This is a genomic window from Paenibacillus nitricinens (genome assembly GCF_052056485.1).
Taxonomy (GTDB): domain Bacteria; phylum Bacillota; class Bacilli; order Paenibacillales; family Paenibacillaceae; genus Paenibacillus_AQ; species Paenibacillus_AQ nitricinens.
This window is the reverse complement of the sequence record NZ_CP183948.1, coordinates 1522835-1545185: the sequence shown is the minus strand read 5'-3', so window position 1 is coordinate 1545185 and position 22351 is coordinate 1522835. Positions and strand designations below refer to the sequence as shown.

Below are 22351 nucleotides of genomic sequence, written 5' to 3'. Positions count from 1 at the left end.
GTATCCATGTGCGTTCTTGATGTAATGAATAGATTCATAATAATAGAGGATTGCTTAAGCATCGGCTGTGTTGTTATCATAGTTGGCAAATCTGATATTGTACGAAAAAACGGCTCCGTCATCCCTGTAGATGATAGCCGTTTTCTTAATCCAAAGATTGTCCAACAATCCGGACATGCCCCTGGTATGAACTCACCCGCCAGCATCTATTCCAACGATTATCTTACGTTTTCCTCATATACGTCAAGTGCCGCCTGAACACCAAGACCGCAAGCCACTCCAAATCCATGTCGCAGCAACGCTGCTTCCAAAGCTCCCAGCAAACGCAGCACATTATTTGTACGGCAGCTAAAGCCCATCGTGCCAATGCGCCAGATTTTTCCTTTCAGAGGTCCAAAGGAGCTGGCAATTTCAATGCCGAACCGCTCCAGCAGCAGCGTGCGTACAGATTCCCCCTCTATGCCCTCAGGAATCAGCACACAGGTCACAACGGTAAGTTTGCAAGAAGGCTCCCCGTAAAGTTCAAGCCCTATCGCTGCTAAACCAGCTATAAGTGCTTTTTCATGGAGCTGATGTCTGGCGAATCTGGCATCCAATCCTTCTTCTAGCGCAAGTCGCAAGCCTTCCCGTAGTGCATAGAGCATAGAGGTCATCTCTGTATGATGATTAAGACGTTGCGGGCTCCAATAATCCTGAAGCATGCCTAGATCGAAATAGTTGCTGCGGACAAAAGACCGTTCACCAGCCTGGACATCACTGGTTCTAATCCCACGTTCTACTCGCTTCCGGGTGATGAGCTTAGCTTCAGCGCGGTCATTATACGTTATCGGTGCCATTCCAGAGGGGACGGACAGGCACTTCTGTGTGCCGCCCACGACCGCATCAAGCATCCAAGCATCCGTTTCAACAGGAATGCCCCCAAGAGTTGCAACTGCATCCACTATGAATAGAGCATCCATTCGGCGGCAGGCTCTGCCAATCTCCGCGAGTGGCTGCACCCGTCCTGTAGAGGTCTCACCATGCACCATCGCCACCACATTCGGCTTAAAGGTCTCCATAGCCGCTATCACTTCATCTGGTTCAAACACACTTCCCCATGGTTTTTCCAAAACGAATACCTCAGCTGCACAACGTTCAGCAATCTCATGCAACAAATGTCCAAAACGTCCAAAGATCGGAATCAGCACACGTTCCCCCGGCAGAATCAAACTGACCATCACCGCTTCAATGCCAGCGCGAGAGGTCCCATCTATCGGGTAAGCCCATGTATTTCGGGTAGCGAACAGCTCCCGCAGCATCTCCATCGTTTCATTCATCATATGGGTGAACTCGGGATCAAACTGCCCCAGCACGGGAAAAGACATCGCCCGCAGCACACGTGGATCCACCTCCACCGGACCCGGAGTCATAATGCAGCGCAGGGACGGCGACAAATCTTCGTAACGCTTCATGATGATCTCTCCCTTCAAGCATCAACGCCTTCGGCGAACTCTTTTTAATAAGCTAACTCGTATAACATGGCAGTCAGCACCTCAAGCCCAGCAGCGAGCTGTTCAGGAGAGGTATACTCTTCCGGTGAATGGCTGATCCCAGCACGGCTTGGTACAAAAATCATCGCAGTGGGGCAACGCGGCGCAAAGAGCTGGGCATCATGTCCTGCTCCACTGACCATCCTGCGGTAGGTTTTGCCCTGTTCCAGGCAGATATTCTCCAGCGCTGTAGAGAGCTTAGTATCCATAGGTGTAGGGAGTGTATGAAGCACAGGCGTAACCTCCAAGGTTACTCCACGTTTTGCGACGATTTCATGATATTGCGAAAAAAGCCACTCACAGAAACACTCTAGTTCATCCTCTTCACTGTGACGGATATCTAAGTTAAAAAGAACCTCACCCGGAATCACATTTGGCGTATTCGGATACACCTCAAGCTTGCCTGAGGTTGCTACGAGCGGATCACCTGCCGCTATAGCAGCACCTTCTAGTACATACAGCATTTCTACCGCACTAGTCAGTGCATCGTGCCGCATCAACATCGGCGTTGTTCCCGCATGATTAGCCACACCACTGACCTTGATCATATAGCGTCTCTGTCCAACAATCCCCTGAACTACCCCTATCTGCGTATCTGTTTTCTCCAGAATAATTCCCTGCTCAATGTGCAGCTCTACAAAAGCGCCAATATCATTTCTGGCTCCAGTCTCATCTGTTACACCTTGCAAAAGGCTGGATTCCGCCATTGCTGCCTGTAACGTTACTCCATCTGCATCCATACAGGTCTCTGCCTCGCTTCCGTCATATCTTTCCGTGACATGACCTGATCCCCAATAAGCAAGGGGAAATCGGCTACCCTCTTCTTCACAAAAAGATACGACCTCAAGCGTACGCTTCGGCTGACCATAATTCATCTGCAAATCTTGAAGCGCAAGCATGGCTGCGGCGATCCCATAAGCTCCATCATATTTGCCGCCATTGACCACGGTATCGATATGTGATCCGGTTAATATGACCTTTTGCTCCGGACTGCGTCCACACAGGCGCCCATAAACATTGCCCACCTTATCGGTGGTAACCTTTAAACCACACTCAGCCATTTTTTGCTGCAAAAAGATCTGCGCCCGCCCCCATTCCTCCGTGTATAGCAATCTAGTAACTCCCGGCCCAGGTGCGGTATATGCCGCCAGCTCCTCCAGGAGCTTGAGCAGCTTCTCGGGCGATGCTTGCACTCTGGAATCATTCATAGGCTGTACTGCTCCTTCCTAATCTGCAGCCACTGTCCACCTTCCTCAGCAAGTACGCCTTCTTCAGAGGTATAGACCACCCGGCCACGGCTTATCGTAGCAGCTACCTTGCAGGATAGAGTTCTTCCGATGTAAGGACTATGCTTGTGACGGTATAACAAATCTTCAGCAGCCAGCGTATAGGTTGTGTTTGGATTCAGCAGTACGAAGTCGGCATCCAGTCCTAGCGCGATAGTGCCTTTAAGATGCTCCATCCCAAAGCGTTTTGCGGGATGCCCGGCGAGCAGGCGAGAGATTAATGTAATTGGCAATCCCCGGACATTTACACCTTCATGGAACATAAGCTCTAAGCTGCTTTGGGCACCTGAGATTCCACCCCAAGCCTCAAAAAAAGACAACTCAGGGTTCATCTTCAAGTCCGTCGGACAGGGTGAATGATCTGAAGCGATTAAGTCGATTTTGCCCTGGGCGAGCATTTCCCATAACTTCTCCTGCTCCAGTACACTTCGCAATGGAGGGGCACATTTCGCCACAGGTCCTAGCTCCTCCATATCCCTTTCTGTGAGCACCAAATAATGTGGACAGGTTTCAGCCGAAACGTCCAGTCCTCGAACCTTGGCTTCATAGATTTTCTCTATGGCGGCTGCAGTGCTGATATGGACAAAATGCACCCGACATCCAGTACGTTCACTGTACAGCAGTGCCCTGGACACTGACTCCAGCTCCGCTTCAGCAGGGCGGCAAGCCGCAAAATCACGCGCACTGCTTCTCCCATTTCGCACGGCATCAGCGGTCAGCACTGCCGTGATCGCCTCGCTTTCGGCATGAAGGGCAAGAATCCCGCCCAAAGCAGCAATTCGCTGCATTCCTTGATAGAGTGTATCCTCATCCACTTCACGGAATCTGCCTTCACCCTCCCCTCCGGGATTAGAGAGAAAAGCTTTGAAGCCAGTGACCCCGGCAGCTGCCAATGCTTCCAAATCATCCAGATTTCCTGGAACGAGACCACCCCACAGCACATAATCAACCGCGGAATTACCCGCCGCCGCCTTCACTTTTTGATGGAGTGCCATCTCGTTCACCGTAGGTGGATTGCCGTTAAGCGGCATATCTGCATAGGTTGTGCAGCCGCCAGCTGCCAAAGCGGCAGAACCGCTGCGAAAGCCTTCCCAATGTCCCAGCGCAGGCTCATTAAAGTGCACATGCATATCAATCATACCGGGGAGGACATAGAGCCTATCTGCGTCGATGACATGGGTCAGCGGTCCAGTCGAAAGCTCCTCACCCAATGCGACGATCCGTCCCTCTGATACAGCAATATCCAGCTTAAGCACCTGATCGGGCAGCACTACATTCCCGTTCTTAATCACAAGTTCGTAGGATTCCTTCATGAGCTGCCAACCTCCACTGGTCGTTAAATTTCTCCTAACTTCCCCGATACGTACTGTATCCACCAGGAGCTACTAACAAAGGTACATGGTAGTGCTGCATGGAGCTCTCTATATGAAATCGAATAGGTATCTGTTCTAGAAAAAAAGACATCTCACGTTGAGTGTCTACTGAGCTTTCTGTTACTTCTATGCCAGCTGCTGACACTTTGGCATTGGCTCTACGATAGTAATCGCCGACCATAAACAGCAGCTCGTAACAACCAGCCTCCATCTCGGTTCCCTCCAGCAGCGGAGCATCCAGCCTCCCGTCACTGTTCGTGACTTTTTCACACAGAAGCTTGCTCATCCCATCCGTAAGCTTCCAGAGCTGAAGCGTCAGTCCTGCAGCAGGAATGCCCCGCGACAGATCCAGCACATGGGTGGTAAGCCGCCCGCTCATTACGCTGTCTCTCCGGCCAGATCTGCACGGCTGACAGAAAAGCCCTGAAAACCATAGGGTGGACGAGGTTCGGTGAAGACCCCACCTTTAGTTTCTTCAGGCTCAACAATGGTTTCCCAAGTCCGGTTATTGGACTCAAATGAAACGGTAGCCAGCTGTGGAAAACGGGACAACACGCGCAGTCCAATTTGATAAATCAACGATTGGATTGATGGACTGTTGAGCTCATGAAAAGCACTATGGGCGATATCACGAATCTGCTCCGCAGCCACATATTGACCCTGATCTCCATCCAAAGCGTGCTCCACATTAATGTAGGTCCAGTTAATATTCAGAAAAATATAAAGCGGACGGTCAAAGCTTTCTGGCAATGTCGTATATTCATCTCGGACAAATCCATAAAACGAGCTTCCGCTCACTTTTATCAGCTGTAGATCCTTCAACTGGCATTCATGAGCAACAACCTCAGTCCCACTTTCCCCACGCTTTACTGTCAGCGAAGCCGAATAGGATTCATTATTGGAGTGCCTCAGCACTAAATGACTCTGCCTAAGCCCCTCACCCCCGGGCACCATTACCTGTTCAAAAGGTAACCGGTCTGCGGAAACCGAAACCGCGGTGACATGACTGTATCTATCGATAAAACGGCTGCTCAGAAGCTGCAGTAATCCTTCCGTTGTGCTGCCCGTGTAGTCAGCGGTATTGCGGAGAATGAAATTTTTCATAGAATCAGTAGCTACGACCATTGAATTATCCCCCTCTGAAAATGAAGGAAGAAAGGCTTCACCCGTAACGGCAAATGTAATATTATGCGCGAATATAATGTTGTCGCAGCCCGTAAAGGAAGATTCGGGAACAGGGGTAACGGCCAGCGGTTTGGCATAGGTACGATAGGTTAGAACATCGCTTTTTCCATAAAACATAGTACGTCCGTTCATTGGTTCCAGCATGGCTGACGCCCTCCCCGATTATGATGAATGAATGATTAAATCACTTAGGCGGAATTTCGTAATAAGGCCGATCTCAGAAAAAGCCTGCACCCATTCCTCCTGTGGTGAACGTTCTACCCGTGCTTCCATGGCATTAATGATGTCATCTTTGTTCTTACCACGCACAGCTAGAATAAAAGGGAACTGAAATTTTTCTGTATATTCTCTATTCAGATCATTCAAAAGATCAAACTCTTCCCTTGTTAGCCGATCTAGTCCGGCTCCCTGCTGCTCTGATGCTGACAAAGGTGTAACCTGAAGCCTAGTCGCCAAATCTGGGTGAGCTTTTAATAGTCCCTCCATTCGGCTACGATCAGCACTCAGAACGGTTTGCATCATGGTACTATGCAAATGCTCTATAGAATGGAACGGGATCTGCTTATAAACCTCCTCTGCTACCCACGGTGAATGTTCAAAAATGCCACCCAGATGCTTCACAAAATCCGTTATCCTCATGGCATTTATCTCTTCCAGCGTGTACCTGTATTCAGAAACGACCATCCACTCCACCTCCTATAGCTTTATTGACAGCTCGCAAAATGCCTCCGTATCCTGTACAGCGACAAATGTTACCCGATAAAGCTTCCTCTACTTCAGCCTGAGTAGGATGCGGATTCTCATCCAGCAGGGCAACCACCGAGATGACCATCCCTGGCGTACAATAACCGCATTGGAACCCGCCTTCTTCTAAAAAAGCACGCTGAACGGGATGCAGCCCCGCCTCACTAAGACCCTCAATTGTTGTAATTTCGGCACCTGAGCATTGATAGGCCATCATCAGACATGAATTCACCGGATGTCCATCGACCAGCACCATACAGGCTCCGCAACGGCCAATCTCGCAAGAGCGCTTCGTTCCGGTCAGCTCCAAATCTTCACGTATAACATTTAAGAGCCTACGGGAAGGAGGAATCACGGTGGATATTGCTTTGCCATTGAGGCTGCACTTGAAGGTGAACCTCTCTTCTGTAAAAGCTTCCTCAGACGATGCGGGGTTAGGGTCCTCTTCATTTAGATTTGAAATGGGATTATAGCTCGGCATGGATATTCACCGCCTTTTGTGGAATAAACGGCGTAGATTGCAGCCATTCGGGATCAATGGGCAGCTTAGTTACCCGTTTCCCTACTGCCTGAAATATGGCTGATGCGACTGCCGGAGCTAAATTGACGGAACCCACCTCTCCAATGCCGCGAGGACCATACGTATCATGATCTGGCAAATCCTCTATCGGCTGCACCTGAATGCTGCCGTTCATGTCGGCAATGGTCGGCACCAAATAAGTGTCTAGATTTTTGGTGACATAGCTACCGCCTAACATTACAGCATCCTCTGACAAGGTGAAGCCCACCGCCATACTACTGCCACCTTCGATCTGCCCGAGATACCCTTGCGGATTAGCCACCGGCCCCGCAGCTACCGCATGATATTGGTCCAACACACGGACACGTCCTGTAAGCAGATTAACTTCCACGCGCACTGCGATAGCCGAATAGGTGTATAGGAAATGTGCTCCCACTCTTTTAAAAGTTGTGGTTGGATAAGTAAACTTTGTATTACAGACAATGGGTTCTGAAATTCGCTGTGCCAGGTCCTTGTAAGTCAGAAGCAGACCGCCGTCTTTTAGCCAAATGCCGCCAGGACCGAGCTTCATTTCATAGTCATCCAGCTCCGGCTTTATCGTAGCAGCTGTCTGCAACACTCGAGCCGTGAAGTCTGGACGTAGCCGTTTTAGGGCCATCCACATCATGCTAGTTGATCGCGAAGCCGTACTTGATCCGCTATCGGGCACGACGTCCGTATCGCCAATGACGATACTTAGATCCTCTGCTGCGAAGCCAAACTGTTCTATCAGCATTTGTTCCATGGTTGCGATTAAACCCTGGCCAAACTCCTCGTAACCAAACACCGCCTCAATCTTGCCCTCTAGCGTCAGAGACAGCCGGCCACCCGCGGGATCCGGAATACCATAACCAAGTCCTGCACCATGCATAGCGATTGCAGCACCCGTTCCGGTGACGATCCATGGTTCCACAAAGCCTAAGCTGCTGTCTGTAGAAGATACCTTAGTCATTAAAGGCGAGTCCGCCAATGCTTTCCACACCTGAAAGGCTCCATCGGTCTGAGCAACTTCCTGACCCAGGGGCCCCAGATCTCCATATTTACGCAAATTGCGGCGGCGCATTTCCCACGGATCGATTTGCAATCGCTCAGCCAAACGATCGATTTGTCCTTCCAACGCGAAAATCGCCTGATTACCGCCAAATCCTCGAAATTCACCGGACACACCGTTATTGGTATATACAGCGAAACCTTCCACCTCTATATGATCGATGATGTAAGGGCCCATTACATGTTCTGTCGCGAAGTTGAGCACCTCCGCACCGAGCGTTGCGTAAGCCCCCGTATCCGAAATAATTCTGACCTGATGCGCCTTGATGATTCCTTCGTGATCGCAGCCAGTTTTCATGGTGATTTTCATAGGGTGACGTTTAAGTCCTGCACGGACCGATTCAGCTCTCGAATTATGCAGTCTTACCGGACGGAGTGTCCGCAAGGCGAGCAGCGCACCATACGGTTGTACATTCAGCTCGTCTTTTCCTCCAAAGGACCCGCCGATCGGACTCGAGATGACTCGAATATCTTCTTGAGGAATAGCCAGAATTCTGGATAGCTGCATGCGATCCATTAACCCATGTTGTGTAGCTGAATACACGGTAAGCCGTCCGTTATCTTCGGGGATAAACAATCCGCCCTCAGTCTCCATATAGGTGTGCATTTGGCGAGGTGTGTAGTAGGTCTCCTCCACTACGTGGCAGCAATCCTTAAATACCGCTCCCGGTTCGCCCTTGCAGTATTCCGTATGATGAAGCACGTTTCCCTCGGGATGCAGAAGAACAGCAGCTTTCTTCATGGCTTCTTCCGGATCTTCCAACAGTGGTAGAAGCACATAATCCACTTCGATAAGAGATAAGGCGTATTCCGCAATTTCGTCCGTCTCAGCCGCGACTGCCGCAATCGCATCGCCAGTGTAACGTACACGATCGCTGCAAAATACTGGTTGATGCGGCAAAGCTATGCCAAAGCCGTTAAGTCCGGGCACATCCTCATGAGTAATTACAGCGTGTACACCAGGGACTTCAATGGCCTTCTCAATGCGTATGGACAAAATACGAGCATGTGCCTGCTCACTGCGGAGCACGCGGCCAATCAACATACCTTCCGCCCTCATGTCGGTCAAATACTGCAGCTTGCCGGATACCTTGCCCTCTCCGTCGGGCCGTGTACGCCAGCGGCTCCCGCTGGATTCCTTATTCAGCAGCATTTTCCCTCTCTCCTTTCGTGGGTTATTCACCTCTTAACTCCGTATATTCATAGCCTTCCACAGCTCAGATACAACCAAATTTCCAGCACTCTTTTTCTTGTAAAGTTCTGTTGCAAAGGGATCACTATACGTCTCAAAGCTGTTCTCAACCACTTCATATAGAGAAGCCAACAGCTCCTCTGTATACCCCACGCCTTCAAGCATAACTTCAGCTCTGGTTAACCGCTGCGGCCGCCCAGAGCCCCCACCTGCTGCGATACGAACCTCGCGGAAACGATGTTCCTCATCGATCGAAGCTGAGATTGCTACCGTTACAAGTGAAGGAGTGAAAGCTTCCCTGCGGCCAACCTTGCGAAAAATTTCAAGTCTATCTGTTAATGGATTCTCTCGGCGAGCAGGTGATATGCGAAGCTCAGCCACTAGATCTGCCGCAGGTTTCATCCCACTCCAGTGATTGTTTAGCCACTCTGTCAACGGTAGTGTCGTCATAAATTTACCGTCAAAGGAGATCAACTCAGCGTCATATACCAGTAACGCGGGTAGAATATCACCGAAGCCAGAAGCGATATTGCCACCAAGCGTGGCTAGATAACGCACTGATGGAGCCGCTATGCAACGTGCGGCCTCTTGCAGCGCTGGAGCCACTGCCTGCACAAGCTCATTGCTTCGGCACTGTGAAAGTGGGACAAGAGCGCCAAGAGATAAGTGGATCTCCGTCAAAGTGATATCCGCGAGATCTGGGATTTGCCTGAGATCAATCAACTGCTTCGGCATAAGCGCCGTTCCGCTTTCCCACCCTGTTCTCAGCAGTGTCCCTCCCGCGACATATTGGGCATTTTCTCCAAGTGCTATCTTTCTCTCCCAAGCTTCGTGCAGGCTGCGGGGTTGAATTACATCAGGTAACCTTCCTTCCTCTTCCCGTAAGACCCCCATACACTCCGCCTCCTTTTTGAGTACCAGATTGCTGATGCCTCCTCATGCAGCTTGCCTTAAAACCTTTGTTCCCGAATATAAGGCACTCCGAGCGCCTCCGGTGTGCCGGATGGTTTGTTGCGGTTGCGGTACCCCAGGTACATCAGGACTAGAATGGTCACAAGGTACGGAATCATTTTGAGAAAATAGGGCGGGACTGCACTGCCCAGCAATTGAATACGGAAGCCAAGCGAATCCAATGCCCCAAAAAAGTAGGCGCAGAACAAGGCACGCAGCGGATTCCATCTGGCAAAAATCACTAGCCCTATCGCAATCCAGCCTCGGCCGGCCGTCAGTCCTTCATTCCAGGTTGGCGCGTAAGCTAATACCATATCCGCTCCGGCCATACCGATGAGGGCAGCGCCGATGATCACATAACTGTAGCGGATAAGCTGCACACGGATCCCCATCACATCTGCGGTAGCCGGACTGTCTCCGACTGCCCGCAAATGCAGGCCCCATGAAGTGCGGTGAATTAGTAGATGCAAAACAAGCACTAGCAGCAGGCTGAACCAGGTTAGGTAATCCATATTGCCGAATATTTTTCCAAGGAACGGTACATTTTCCAGCCAAGCCAGATGCAGCTTAGGGGAGGTTCCCGGCAAAGGAATGCCGCTGATCGGTTTGCCTAGATAAGCGCTCAACCCACTGCCGAACAGGGTCATCGCAAGACCGGACATGGTTTGATTCGCCCGCAGAGTCACACAGAGAAAAGAATGCAGCAATCCAAGCACAGCCGTTACAGCTACGGTAGCCAGCAGAGCCAGCAGCAGGTTTCCGGAGCGAATATACACGATACAAGTGGTGACTGCTCCCATCAGCATTAATCCTTCAGCTCCAAGCTGGATAATGCCGGCTCGTTCATTTAGAATGCCTCCCAGCGTAGCCAGCAGCAGCGGAGTCCCTGCGGAAATAGCGGCAATAAGTAGCTGTGTTGTAAAATCCATTGCCTATCTCCCCCCTTTCAGCTGAACCCGGCTACGGCGAATGCGGAAGCGATAGATCATATCGCCAGCAATCAAGAAAAACAGGATAGAGCCTTGCAGCATCTCAGATATCGATGAGGGCAGCCCGATGGTTTGAACACTATATCCGCCAACAATTAAGCCACCGAATAGAATAGAAGTAACGATTAGACCGAGTGGATTCAATTTAGCCAGCCAAGCTACAATAATAGCGGTATACCCATATCCCGGGGAGATGCCCTGCATCAGCTTATGTGTAACACCTGAGACCTCAGCCATTCCAGCGATACCCGCGAGCCCCCCACTAATCAGCATGACGATAATAATATGGCGCTTGATAGGAATCCCCGCGTATCTGGCTGCAACAGGATTGGCCCCAATCAGACGGAGCTCGTAGCCCCACTTGGTGAAACGAATCATGAAGTAATAAATCACAACGGCGATAAGTCCAAATAACAGTCCGATATGAAGTCTTGTACTTCCGAGAACAGGCAGCGACTGAGCCGCAGTAAACATTGGCGATCCGGGGAAATTAAACCCTTTAGGATCTTTCCAGGGTCCGAATACCACGTAATCGAGCGCCAATAGGGCAACATAATTCAGCATTAATGAAGTGATAAGTTCATTTACTCCAAAATGCGTCCGGGGGATAGCGGTCAGCAATCCCCAAAGCGCTCCCGCCGCAATGCCAAATAGCAGCATTAAAGATAAAGACCAGAATGAAGATAAATCAGGAAAATAAATCGTGACCGCGGTAGCCGCCATAGCACCAACGGTCAGCTGACCTTCCGCTCCAATATTCCATACGGAAATGCGGTAAGCTACCGCAATCCCAAGCCCACACAGGAGTAAGGGAATCGCCTTAACCATCGTTTCTGTAAGGCCATACGTAGTGCCAAATGCACCACGGAACATTTTCTCGTAGACCAGTACCGGATTCATCCCATTTGCTGCGATAAATAAGGCACACAGTAATAACGCTAGAATAATAGATACAATAGGAGTCCACCAAGGAGAACGGATGCGGCTGGCATCGTATTCCAAACGTAAAGAGAATCGTTTTCCAGAGTGTGAGGGGAGGGGCTCTAGTACAGCTGCTGCAGTATTTCTTCCATTCTCCAGGCTCATACGGCGCTCTCCTCTCTGTTATGAATACCAGCCATCAATAAACCAATGCGCTCCCGATTCGCTTCCCCATGTGTACTTTCACCAATAATGGAGCCGTTGTAGATTACTAGAATCCGGTCAGACAACTGAAGCAATTCATCTAAATCCTCCGAAATTAACAGCACGCCACTACCTGAACCACGCAGCTCCATAAGAAGGTCGTGAACACCAGCCGCAGCACCTACATCCAGCCCTTGCGTTGGATGAACAGCGACCATCAGCTTCGGCCGATGGCTGATCTCACGTGCAAACAGCAGCTTCTGCTGATTACCACCTGACAATTGCTGAACTGGTGTATCCAGCTCAGGTGTTTTGACGTTAAAGCGCTGGACCAGTTCCTCTGACCACGAACGGTTCTTCGCAGACTTCAGGAAACCGAATTTGGAGTGCTCCTCTGAGCGGTAAGACTTAAACAAAAGATTATCCACCGATCCGAGGCGTCCAGCTAAACCGCTCTTCATCCGATTCTCCGGCACGTGGGAGATTCCTGAATCAATTGCCCCTCTAACCGAAGCCGATTTCACCATCTGTCCATCAAACGTGATTTCACCACTTTTCCAGCCTCTAAGACCTGTTAACACTTCAGCTAGTTCCTTTTGCCCGTTGCCAGCTACCCCAGCTACGCCTACAATCTCCCCTTTACATACGTTCAGTGAGAAGTGATCCAATGCTTTTCGCCCGTGATCGGCAAATACGTCCACATCTTTCACTTCTAATAAAGAATCCCCTTCAAAGGCTTCCCGCTCTTGACGGGTGATGGTTATTTCCTTGCCCACCATCAGACGAGCCAGCTCTAACTCATCTGTATCTGCCGTAGTCAGCGTGGTGATCATTTTTCCTTTGCGCATGACGGAAATCCGATCGGAGGACGCCATAACCTCTTTCATTTTATGAGTCGTCATAATGACCGTCTTTCCTGCCTGCTTCATGACCCGCAGTGTTTCAAATAGCTGTTCCACCTCTCCCGGGGTCAGTACAGAGGTTGGTTCATCCAGAATAATAATGTCAGCCCCGCGATACAGCGTCTTAACGATTTCAACACGCTGCTGCTCACCCACGGACAACTGCCAGATCGGGCGATCCACCGGGAAATTCAGTCCAAACCTTTTCGCTAATGCCTCAATCTCCTTGTGTTTGTTCTTCATCCACTTACGGCCGCGCCAGAAAGACGACTTTTCGCCAAGCACGATATTTTCTGCTGCTGTGAGGCTTTGCACCAGCCTAAAGTTCTGAAACACCATACCTACACCTAGCTGCGCAGCATCTTTAGGAGAACGGATCTGAGCACCTTTCCCATGAATGAAGATTTCTCCTTCGTCTGCTCTATACACCCCTGACAGCATGCTCATCACCGTACTTTTACCTGCCCCATTCTCACCAAGCAGCGCATGAATCTCACCCGCATTTGCCGAAAAGTCGACTTGATCACTGGCGGTTACCGAGCCAAATTTTTTCACAATCCCCCGCATTTCAACTGAAGTTCCCCGCATGGCCTGTGCCCCTCCTTCCTTCAAGTTGTAGTACGGGTGGGCAAGTTTCCGCTTAACGGAACCCGCCCCACCCATAGATTGTGCACATTTTATTCAGTATTTTTTATTATTATTGTGGGATGGTTCCTTCCACACCTTTTACGAGCCAGTTCATGCCCAGCACTTCCTCCAAGGTCAGCTTCTGACCCTCCTGAACCTTCACATTCCCTTGATTATCTGAGATCGGACCTGTGAAAACCTCAAGCTCACCGCTGATAATTTTGGCTTTGGCGTCTTCGACAAGCTTTTTCACATCCTCTGGAATCTTGTTCCCGAAAGGAGCCAACTCCACCATACCGTCAGCCATATCACCGGAATATTGCTCGCTCTTCCATGTTCCATCTATAACTGCCTGCACAGCTTTTACGTAATAAGGACCCCAGTTCCATACTGGATTCGTTAAATAATTATCCGGGGCGTATTTGCTCATATCCGAGTCATTTCCTCCGGCAAAAGCGCCCCGTTCAGCAGCAGCCTGCAGTGTAGCAGGGGAATCCTGATAAGCCAAAAGCACATCCGCCCCTTTATCCAGCAAACTGATTGCCGCTTGGCGTTCAGTCGTCGGGTCATACCATGTATTCGTCCAAACCACATTCACTTTCACATCCGGATTGACACTTTGTGCGCCAAGGGTATAAGCATTCAAGTTATAAATTACTTCACTGATCGGAAAAGCACCGACATAACCCAGCTGATTGTTTTTGGTCATTTTTCCCGCCGCAATACCGCTCAAATAACTGGCTTGATAATTCTTCCCGAAGTAGGTCCCCATGTTCTCTGCGGTTTTATAACCAGAAGCATGCATGAACTTCACATTGGGAAATTTGCCTGCTACATTCAAAGTAAAATCCATATATCCGAAGCTCGTTGTAAACACGATGTCGTGTGATTGCGCAAGCTCTGTAATGATTCGTTCCGCATCGGCACTTTCAGGAACATTTTCTACAAAGTCAGCTTTAATTCCAAGCTCCTTCTCCAGATACAGCCGCCCTTGATCATGTTGATACGTATAGCCGCCATCCCCTGGAGGACCGATATACACAAAAGCAACCGTCGGTTTCTTTGCAGCCGGTTCTGTTGTTGCAGTTGCATCTGTTGCCGCTGTAGTTGTCGCTGGTGCCTCCGTTGCATTTGTAGAAGTTTTATTGCTGCCACACCCCACCAAAGCCACCGTCATCAGAACTATTAATGCAAGACAAGATGTTATGAACTGACCCCTTTTTATCATAATTCTCCTCCTCCAAATCATCTCTCATCATGGCTGCAACCATTAATGTACTTCTACTATACTTAGAGGTGGTCTTTGCGTAAATTTATATAACATACGTTTGTGTTAGATGATAAGAATTAGAGCTTTTTTTGTGTGGTATGCACTAACTGGTTTTTCAAAGGTGAGATCCGTGTCATATTATATGACTAAAGGCGAAAAAAGAACACTTACTCAGATCACTTTTCGATTACATTTCTATTTTTCGTTCCTCAGTATCCATTGCTCCTGAATCTCACCAAAATCCTCTTCTGTATCTGCATCCATGAAATAGTGGGTGGATTCAGACTCCAGAACGATTCCCTTATAATCAGGCGAACGCAAAATCGCTGCCGCTCCGCGATCCCCATCCAATCCCTGTAGTACTGGAAACAACGTCTTCGAAAATAAAGCCGGTGGCATAGCTGACCCATTGCTGACACTAGCCACATAATCCATGTCCGGTGATTGTTCAAACGTTTGTATTAAACGATTCACTAATGCCGTAGTAATAAATGGCTGATCCGCAAGCGCCACAACTACTGCATCGGGCTGCAAAGGCAATACCGCATTAAGACCGCAGCGCAGTGAAAAAGACAATCCTAGATGTGCGGTTAAGCAAGTTTCGGTACGTCTGGATCCTTGCGGTTCAATCGCGGGTGGCAGCCATTCCAAGTTGTCATCCGCACGCACTACCACGATTAGCGGTTCTAGATTGCAACGATCCAATTCACTAAGCGCGACGCTCCCGAGTGAGACCTCCTGCGACAATTTCAGTGAAACCTTGGACACGCCCATCCGCCTGCTCTGCCCCGCTGCCAAATATATTCCTGCTACCTTCAATACTCTCCACTCCTTTGGGCAGTTCTCGTGAGCCCGCCCTTCTAATTTGAATAATTTCAGCTATAATACTGACCGCAATTTCCTCCGGACCTTCTCCACCAATGGGCAACCCTACAGGCGCATGCAAAGATGCAGGAGCCTCAAGCTCTTCCAGTAAAAGAGATATCCGCACCTTCGACCCGATAATCCCTATATATAAAGGAGCAAGCGGAATCACACTCTCCAGGAACTGTCTATCTCTCCCAAGCTGATGACTGCAAATCAATACATAATCCTCCTGAGCTACGCCCAATCGCTGAACAACCTCCATAGGGGAACAAATTACCTGTTCAGCTCGAGGAAACTTATTGTGCAAGCTTCCTTCGCGCCAATCCGCAACCGCAACCCGAAAGCCAACGTTGTCGGCAAGCTCCGCAATCGGAACCACATCACGCCCCCCGCCAAAAATCACAAGCCGCGGTTTGGGCACGAAAGACGTATCGAATGCTGTCAATTCTGCTGGAGCGGCCATAAAGTGACCTGTCGCTAGGTTTTCTTTTGCCGAGGGGGATAATTTTGGACGGTTCTTGTTCTGCGATAGCGAAGTATCCGGCTCCAGCTTATAGGCAAAACCTTTCTCCACTGCTTCGCGGAACAGAACTAAGCACTCTCCCGCCGCCAATCTGTCACTCGCCTGCACTAAAAGCTTGTAGAGCTCACCCTGCACGGGTTCAAGCACCACTTTAATTTTGCCCCCACACCCGACAGTTTCACCCCAGGACAAATCATCCGGAGACAACATATTGTATTCCACAATTTCGGGCAGCCCTCGTTCCCATATTCCAGAGGTACGTAGCTGCAGATCGCTTTCCAGACAACCTGGACTCAGACTTCCAATCGTGCCCCCTTCAAAAAACAGCATCACTGCCCCGGGTTTACGATACGAATGCCCCTCTACTTCTATCAACGTCGCCAGCACCGCAGGTGCCTTATGGGTTTGAATATGCATTGCGATCTCATGTGTATTCACGAGGTTCCCCTCCTCCGTGTTTGCATTTCAACCCAGTCCTTAGTCCCGCCCAAGCATTCTCCGAAACATGAACACTAGCTTCAGCCTCATTAGATCATTTATTTTTTTAAAATCGACGTCCAGGAGCTCACTAAGCTTCTCGATTCGGTAGGTAGCCGTGTTCCGATGAATAAACAGCTTTTTGGCTGTCTCATTGACATGCCCATCGTTCTCTAGATAAACCTCCAGCGTCCGCAGCATTTCTCGTACATACTCCGGCTCACGGCTAAGCAGTCCTCTAAGCGTTCCGTTGCAATATTTCTCCATGACCTCTGTCGGGATTTGCCCAAGAAGCAAGGAAAGCTCAAGCTGCCGATAATGTACAACATTCCCATGCACTCCCTCAAACTGAAGCATCCCCATACATTCCTTCACCTCCGCAAAAGCCTCCTTCAGCCCATCCGGCTTCACTTTATAACTACTTATCGCAGCTCGTGGATAATCCCCCTTGTCAAACTTCAGGTTGTCAAAACAAGCCTGAATTACATCCCGAAATTGCTCAGGACTCTGAAGTGTTGCCGGATAGATGGACAATAATCCTTGGTCTACAATCACATGAATGGCCGTTGATTCCCGCAATACGGGGTGTTCAGTGTATTCTTCTTTTAATCTAAGCAGCTCACTTTGGCGGTCTTCAACAGTCGCAACAATATCAGTTAATACCAGTTGAAATGGCGACTGAAGCAGTTCAATTTCCAATTCGAGCGTAGCCTGTGCTAAATCGGCGTAAGATAAGTTACCATTTAGACAACGTCTCAGCAATCCACTGAATTCCCTATGTTCTGCCTGTTCAAAATAATCCTCGTATCCTGAATGAATATGATAAGAAATAAGTTCAGCGCCCTGAACGAACAAGCTCTCTTCCACCGGGAGCAATAAAGGGTCAATGGAACAATACAATAAATAGCCCGAACACTTTTCTCCTTGCATTAGTGGTGTTCGATAACCCGTACGAGCTTCTACACGAAAACGTTGATTACGCTTCTGCCAGGGCCAACCCTCCAGCAGCTGTGACGTCTGATATTCAGAATTGTTATAAATTACATCCCCGTGTGCGCTAACCACTACAAGTGAATGGCCAATCACTTCAGACACCGAGTCAAACAGTGGACGGCTGCGGACAGATCGCAGGGCAAATTGCATCAGCTTTTTCTGCTTCTCCATTATGCCCTGCAAAACATGAGTACTCCGGCTAAGCTCGGCGCGAAACAGGCCATTCATTTGATCCGAAAAAGTGAACTGGAACGGCAATTGGATTAAGGGGAAGCTAAGGTTCTCCGCTTCTGCGATTAGCTTCTCCGGTACTTCATCCCAAAATCGTCCCAGCTTAATACCCAAGGCCGACGAGCCCCTTCGATTCAGTGTTTGCAGCAAAGCAGAGGCATCCTCCAGATTATCCTTGATTAAATAGGCTGTCGTTAGCAGCATCTCGCCTTCTTTGATCCAATCCGAAATATCAGGTGCGTCCATCACATTAATCGATTTCACAATTCGATGTTTCCCCTTGGACCCCGCGATAAGCTTCGCCTCGGACAAAGGATAAATGGACAACGCTTCTTCAACCGTAAGATGCATGCCATCCCTCCTTTTTAGGATCAATAGAACCATTTCTGATTTATAATGTTATTTTATGTAACATTATAATTAAAATGAACCTCCTTGGATAGAGTGAAATTAAAATTTAATGATAATTATGTTAGTTAATATTACATTGAATATATGTATCTGATGAATCATTAAACTTTAGTTCACACCACTTGTGTTAGAGGTATAATTAGATCGGACAACATTAGGATGGATTTGGAGGGGATCTTTTGAGTAAAAAGCAAGTGTTTACGGGTTCACCCTGGGAGTCGGTGGTTGGATATTCTCGCGCCATCCGAATCGGCAATCGTATCGAAGTCGCAGGAACAACAGCCATGCAAGACGGGGAAGTAGTGGGTGTAGGAGATCCATACGCGCAGACGAAATTCATTCTACATACCATCGAAAAAGCGCTAAACCAGCTAGATGCTGATTTGTCGCATGTAATTAGAACAAGAATGTTCGTGACAGACATCTCACGCTGGGAAGAAGTCGGCAAAGCACACGGCGAATTCTTCAAAGATATTCAGCCTGTAGCAACCATGGTAGAGGTAAAGGCGCTTATTGATCCACTATTGTTAGTAGAAATAGAAGTCGAAGCATTCGTAGAATAGAGCTCGGACGGGGCATGGCACCTTCTTCACGGAAGGTGCTTTGTTTGCGTGTTCAGAGTGAACCGCGAGCGTGTCATAGCTGACCTTTGTGGCGTGGGGCATTTTTGCCCCTTTTTCCTGCAATATGGCCGGAATTACTGGATTCCGGGGCATTTTTGCCCTTCTTCCCTGCAATATGAGCCAATTTTTCGAATTCTACGGGATTTATACCGTTATTTTGAGCTATATGAGCCAATTTCGCGCATTCTACGGGACTTATACCGTTATTTTGAGCTATATGAGCCGATTCCACACATTCTACGGGATTTATACCGTTCTTTTTCTTCACATGGAGGTGTTTACTGAAACGCTGGTCTTAAGCCAACTTTTGAGCGCTGAATTTATCTTTTACTCTAACACATCATTATTGAACCTACTTCATCACATTGAGATCATTTTTTAAAAACCAATTTCACCTATCATCTCAAAACCCATCAGGTCCCGTCATCTCAAGGTCGCCGCCATACCTCCTTCACCCATGAGAGTAACCGAAGATCCTGCCCATGTCCGGCGATAACCGACAATCCCAGCGGCAGTCCATTTGTAGAGAGCATAGGTAATGTTACCTGAGGAAGACCTGCCAGTCCGGCTATGCAACTCAACATCATCGCTCCACTACGGTTCTCTTCCAATTGACGCAACCCCCCTCCACGCAGTGGAGCAGGACCAGGTACTGTTGGAATCACAAGACAATTATCTTCTCCTAGCAATCCGCGCAATTGAGCTGAAATCTCCGCTCGTTTATTCAGAGCGATACTGTGGTCCTTGTCAGCTAAACTGGCAGCCCAAGAGAACCGTGCTGCAATATCTGGCCCAAAGAATGGTTTTACCTTTTCAATCCAGGCGCAATGGGTTGTCCAGATTTCATTACCCTGTAACTCTCGAAAAACATCCATCCAGACCTTCAATCCTTCTGGAGCTATTTCAGTTTTGAGGAAATGATCAGCACCAGTCCGCAAGCAGTTCAATCCATCCGCTAGAATACTCACATCCTTTGGAACGACCAATTCCCAACAGTCCGTAGCGACAAATAAAGTTCCCATTTTCTTTTGTGAATCATCCCCTTTTTCATCCATGCGCCCAATTCCAAGTAAAACCTCCCCAACCTTCTGGAGCACATCCATACGGTCAGCCATCCAGCCTACTGTATCAAATTGCGGTGATAACGGGATCACGCCTTTCAGATCCACCACACCATGTGTCGGTCGAAAGCCATATACTCCGCAATACGCAGAAGGGACTCGAATAGAACCACCCGTATCTGTTCCGAGAGCAAAATCAACACTACCAGAAGCTACGGCTACTGCCGATCCACTAGAAGAACCGCCCGGGATACAACCTGCGGCACGGGGATTTATCGGCGTTCCATAATGATGGTTCTCACCACCCAGACTGTACATCAGCTCATCCGTATGAGTCGCCCCTCGAAGCGTCGCTCCCGACTGGAGAAGCCGGCGAACTACTGCCGCATGTTCTGTAGAGGGATTGTGGCTCCGTAACCAATCTGGATTACCTGCAGAAGGGCTGTGCCCTGCTATCGCATACACATCTTTTACAGCAAAGGTCATTCCGTCCAATATCCCTTTCCCTAACCGTCCGACTGTTAGCTCAGAATCTATGAACGCACCATACCGATTATCCAGAATCATAGCTCCACCCTCACCTCACCGTTCCTTCTAAGATCTTAATCAACCGGTCATCCGTCATTTCTATTAAGAACCTATCGCTCCGTTAAACTAGGATTTTCCCATTTGCCTTTCCGAGAATCGTCTCACGATATCTTTCCTACCAAATAACGGAAGGAGCAATTCGGGGGATTTGGAGAGAGCATCTCACCCTACCAACCTATCGCCGCGCCATCGCAGCGCGGGTCCGTCCCCCCACTACGATATCCATTGTCATCTATGGAGATCGCGTGGGCATGACCCACGATCCCGTCGTATGCGTCCACTTTCCGGACAATATGACCAGCCGCCTCTAAATCAGACAGCACCTCATCTGCTACCCGGCCCTCCACCTTCATTTCCTGCGTAGGCTCACCCCACGTTCTCCCCCATACAAAACGCGGTTCACTTACAGCCGTTTGCGGATTCATCCCATAATGCAGCATCCTTGTAAGTAGCAACGTTTGAGTTTGCGGCTGACCTTCACCACCTTGCGTACCATATAGGATCACAGGTTTACCCTCTCGGCAGGCCATGGCTGGCATCAGTGTGTGGAAGCTGCGCTTATGAGGTTCAAGCGTATTGATATGGTTCGGATCAAGCGAGAAAAACGAACCCCGATTCTGAAGCAGAATCCCTGTATTCCCAGCCACCACACCAGAGCCAAACTCAAAATACAGACTCTGAATAAAAGAGACCGCATTCCCCTCTTCATCCACAACCGCAGCATATGCGGTATCACTACCGATAGGCTGACTTGTCAGCTGCGCTGCTTTTTGTATCGAGATCGTAGAGGCTAGTTGTCCTGCATAGTTCTTATCCAGCAGCTGCGCCAAAGGAATAGCACTAAAATCCGGATCTGTAAGCACTCTATCCCGATCACGAAAACTCAGCTTCAGCGCCTCAACAAGCAGGTGATAATAATCATATGAGCCATGCTCGATTTCTCCGAAATTAAAATGCTCCAATATATTAAGACTCATCAGCCCCGTAAACCCTTGAGAATTTGGCGGCACTTGATACACCCTATGCCCGTGATATTCCGTATGAATCGGCTCAACCCAATCCCCCTGATGATCCGCAAAGTCATCCCGAGTGAGATAACCCCCGGCTGCCAGCATATAATCACAAATATCTTCTGCAATCTTCCCCTTATAAAAAGCGTCCCGTCCACCCGCAGCCAACGTCTTCAGGGTTGCCGCCAGTTGTGACTGCTGAAATCTCGATCCAGCAGTCACAACCACTCTGCCCGGCATATATATCGCGGATGCCTCCGCTGACAACGCTGCTCCAGCAAGCAGCGTATTATTCCGCTGGTCCGGCGACAGCGGAAACCCACTCTGAGCATAGCCGATGGCTGGCTCCAGCACCTCTGCCAGCGTTAAACGGCCATACTTGCTGAGCATGGCATCCCAGCTATCCACCATCCCCGGCACGGTGATGGCACTGCGGATCCCCCGCCTCGGGATAGCTCCCTCCCCGGCAAAGCAACTTCTGCGGACTCCATAACCCGATCGTCCGCTTCCGTTATACACCCGAACACGCGCCTCTTGCGCGCAATAGGTCAACCAAAACGAATCCCCACCAAGCCCCGTCATATGCGGGTAGACCACAGCGAGCGTAGCACTGACCGCCACTGCCGCATCAAAGGCATTTCCTCCTCTTTCCAAAATGCGCGCACCCGCAGCCGAAGCTAAATAATGAGGGCTGACGACCATTGTTTTGGTGCCTATTACAGGTTTCTCCGCCATATTCCCCATCTCCCTATAAACTTTCCACTCATTTAACGTCATTTAACATC

General features: G+C 49.3%; 19 protein-coding genes. 1 reads left to right on the top strand and 18 read right to left on the bottom strand.

Annotated elements, in window-relative coordinates; all coding sequences use genetic code 11:
* Nucleotides 1-218: 218 nt before the first annotated feature.
* From ACN6KS_RS06955 to ACN6KS_RS06880, 16 genes are all read right to left on the bottom strand, one after another.
* Nucleotides 219-1451, bottom strand: coding sequence for a pyridoxal-phosphate-dependent aminotransferase family protein (locus tag ACN6KS_RS06955; RefSeq protein WP_094871238.1), 1233 nt, complete (start codon nt 1449-1451; stop codon nt 219-221).
* A gap of 44 nt (nt 1452-1495) precedes the next feature.
* Nucleotides 1496-2737: a Zn-dependent hydrolase gene (locus ACN6KS_RS06950; protein WP_440961654.1), complete on the bottom strand. Its 1242-nt coding sequence runs from the start codon at nt 2735-2737 to the stop codon at nt 1496-1498.
* On the bottom strand, nt 2734-4128 hold the full coding sequence (locus ACN6KS_RS06945; RefSeq protein WP_094877418.1) for an allantoinase: 1395 nt from the start codon (nt 4126-4128) through the stop codon (nt 2734-2736). The genes ACN6KS_RS06950 and ACN6KS_RS06945 overlap by 4 nt, the downstream gene beginning before the upstream one ends.
* Nucleotides 4129-4162: 34 nt before the next feature.
* Complete coding sequence (gene uraH / locus ACN6KS_RS06940; RefSeq protein ID WP_094871244.1) at nt 4163-4567, bottom strand: hydroxyisourate hydrolase; 405 nt, start codon at nt 4565-4567, stop codon at nt 4163-4165.
* Entirely contained in the window at nt 4567-5517 is a 951-nt protein-coding gene (pucL, locus tag ACN6KS_RS06935; RefSeq protein WP_440961653.1) for a factor-independent urate hydroxylase, read from the bottom strand. Before pucL ends, uraH begins: the two co-directional genes overlap by 1 nt.
* Before the next feature lie 18 nt (nt 5518-5535).
* Nucleotides 5536-6057 carry a 2-oxo-4-hydroxy-4-carboxy-5-ureidoimidazoline decarboxylase gene (uraD, locus tag ACN6KS_RS06930; RefSeq protein ID WP_440961652.1) on the bottom strand — a complete coding sequence of 174 codons (522 nt, stop codon included), beginning with the start codon at nt 6055-6057 and terminating at the stop codon, nt 5536-5538.
* A complete protein-coding gene (locus ACN6KS_RS06925; RefSeq protein ID WP_094871249.1) occupies nt 6044-6598 on the bottom strand; it encodes a (2Fe-2S)-binding protein in 555 nt (184 codons plus the stop codon). The genes uraD and ACN6KS_RS06925 overlap by 14 nt, the downstream gene beginning before the upstream one ends.
* A complete protein-coding gene (gene pucD, locus ACN6KS_RS06920; RefSeq protein ID WP_440961651.1) occupies nt 6585-8879 on the bottom strand; it encodes a xanthine dehydrogenase subunit D in 2295 nt (764 codons plus the stop codon). Before pucD ends, ACN6KS_RS06925 begins: the two co-directional genes overlap by 14 nt.
* Before the next feature lie 33 nt (nt 8880-8912).
* Complete coding sequence (locus tag ACN6KS_RS06915) at nt 8913-9812, bottom strand: FAD binding domain-containing protein (RefSeq protein ID WP_440961650.1); 900 nt, start codon at nt 9810-9812, stop codon at nt 8913-8915.
* 56 nt (nt 9813-9868) lie between these two features.
* Nucleotides 9869-10798, bottom strand: a complete 930-nt coding sequence (locus tag ACN6KS_RS06910; RefSeq protein ID WP_280787521.1) for an ABC transporter permease — start codon at nt 10796-10798, stop codon at nt 9869-9871.
* A 3-nt stretch (nt 10799-10801) separates the two neighbouring features.
* Complete coding sequence (locus ACN6KS_RS06905; protein WP_440961649.1) at nt 10802-11944, bottom strand: ABC transporter permease; 1143 nt, start codon at nt 11942-11944, stop codon at nt 10802-10804.
* Nucleotides 11941-13473, bottom strand: coding sequence for an ABC transporter ATP-binding protein (locus ACN6KS_RS06900; protein ID WP_440961648.1), 1533 nt, complete (start codon nt 13471-13473; stop codon nt 11941-11943). The genes ACN6KS_RS06905 and ACN6KS_RS06900 overlap by 4 nt, the downstream gene beginning before the upstream one ends.
* Before the next feature lie 109 nt (nt 13474-13582).
* Nucleotides 13583-14740 carry a BMP family ABC transporter substrate-binding protein gene (locus ACN6KS_RS06895; protein ID WP_440961647.1) on the bottom strand — a complete coding sequence of 386 codons (1158 nt, stop codon included), beginning with the start codon at nt 14738-14740 and terminating at the stop codon, nt 13583-13585.
* A 237-nt stretch (nt 14741-14977) separates the two neighbouring features.
* Nucleotides 14978-15550, bottom strand: coding sequence for an NTP transferase domain-containing protein (locus ACN6KS_RS06890; RefSeq protein WP_179283703.1), 573 nt, complete (start codon nt 15548-15550; stop codon nt 14978-14980).
* On the bottom strand, nt 15492-16610 hold the full coding sequence (locus ACN6KS_RS06885; RefSeq protein WP_440961646.1) for an XdhC family protein: 1119 nt from the start codon (nt 16608-16610) through the stop codon (nt 15492-15494). Before ACN6KS_RS06885 ends, ACN6KS_RS06890 begins: the two co-directional genes overlap by 59 nt.
* Nucleotides 16611-16649: 39 nt before the next feature.
* A complete protein-coding gene (locus ACN6KS_RS06880; protein ID WP_440961645.1) occupies nt 16650-18224 on the bottom strand; it encodes a PucR family transcriptional regulator in 1575 nt (524 codons plus the stop codon).
* Between the two features lie 239 nt (nt 18225-18463).
* On the opposite strand from ACN6KS_RS06880, the gene ACN6KS_RS06875 reads away from it, so the two are divergent.
* Nucleotides 18464-18847, top strand: a complete 384-nt coding sequence (locus ACN6KS_RS06875; RefSeq protein WP_094871269.1) for a RidA family protein — start codon at nt 18464-18466, stop codon at nt 18845-18847.
* 488 nt (nt 18848-19335) lie between these two features.
* Here ACN6KS_RS06875 and ACN6KS_RS06870 read toward each other — a convergent pair whose 3' ends face one another.
* On the bottom strand, nt 19336-20529 hold the full coding sequence (locus ACN6KS_RS06870; RefSeq protein WP_440962374.1) for an amidase: 1194 nt from the start codon (nt 20527-20529) through the stop codon (nt 19336-19338).
* A gap of 194 nt (nt 20530-20723) precedes the next feature.
* Nucleotides 20724-22301, bottom strand: coding sequence for a gamma-glutamyltransferase (gene ggt / locus ACN6KS_RS06865; RefSeq protein WP_440961644.1), 1578 nt, complete (start codon nt 22299-22301; stop codon nt 20724-20726).
* Nucleotides 22302-22351 lie beyond the last annotated feature (50 nt).

Excerpts from the sequence above, each read along its gene's own strand:
- ACN6KS_RS06955 (WP_094871238.1), bottom strand. The coding sequence starts at position 1,451 with ATGAAGCGTTACGAAGATTTGTCGCCGTCCCTGCGCTGCATTATGACT.
- ACN6KS_RS06950 (WP_440961654.1), bottom strand. The coding sequence starts at position 2,737 with ATGAATGATTCCAGAGTGCAAGCATCGCCCGAGAAGCTGCTCAAGCTC.
- ACN6KS_RS06945 (WP_094877418.1), bottom strand. The coding sequence starts at position 4,128 with ATGAAGGAATCCTACGAACTTGTGATTAAGAACGGGAATGTAGTGCTG.
- uraH (WP_094871244.1), bottom strand. The coding sequence starts at position 4,567 with ATGAGCGGGCGGCTTACCACCCATGTGCTGGATCTGTCGCGGGGCATT.
- pucL (WP_440961653.1), bottom strand. The coding sequence starts at position 5,517 with ATGCTGGAACCAATGAACGGACGTACTATGTTTTATGGAAAAAGCGAT.
- uraD (WP_440961652.1), bottom strand. The coding sequence starts at position 6,057 with ATGGTCGTTTCTGAATACAGGTACACGCTGGAAGAGATAAATGCCATG.
- ACN6KS_RS06925 (WP_094871249.1), bottom strand. The coding sequence starts at position 6,598 with ATGCCGAGCTATAATCCCATTTCAAATCTAAATGAAGAGGACCCTAAC.
- pucD (WP_440961651.1), bottom strand. The coding sequence starts at position 8,879 with ATGCTGCTGAATAAGGAATCCAGCGGGAGCCGCTGGCGTACACGGCCC.
- ACN6KS_RS06915 (WP_440961650.1), bottom strand. The coding sequence starts at position 9,812 with ATGGGGGTCTTACGGGAAGAGGAAGGAAGGTTACCTGATGTAATTCAA.
- ACN6KS_RS06910 (WP_280787521.1), bottom strand. The coding sequence starts at position 10,798 with ATGGATTTTACAACACAGCTACTTATTGCCGCTATTTCCGCAGGGACT.
- ACN6KS_RS06905 (WP_440961649.1), bottom strand. The coding sequence starts at position 11,944 with ATGAGCCTGGAGAATGGAAGAAATACTGCAGCAGCTGTACTAGAGCCC.
- ACN6KS_RS06900 (WP_440961648.1), bottom strand. The coding sequence starts at position 13,473 with ATGCGGGGAACTTCAGTTGAAATGCGGGGGATTGTGAAAAAATTTGGC.
- ACN6KS_RS06895 (WP_440961647.1), bottom strand. The coding sequence starts at position 14,740 with ATGATAAAAAGGGGTCAGTTCATAACATCTTGTCTTGCATTAATAGTT.
- ACN6KS_RS06880 (WP_440961645.1), bottom strand. The coding sequence starts at position 18,224 with ATGCATCTTACGGTTGAAGAAGCGTTGTCCATTTATCCTTTGTCCGAG.
- ggt (WP_440961644.1), bottom strand. The coding sequence starts at position 22,301 with ATGGCGGAGAAACCTGTAATAGGCACCAAAACAATGGTCGTCAGCCCT.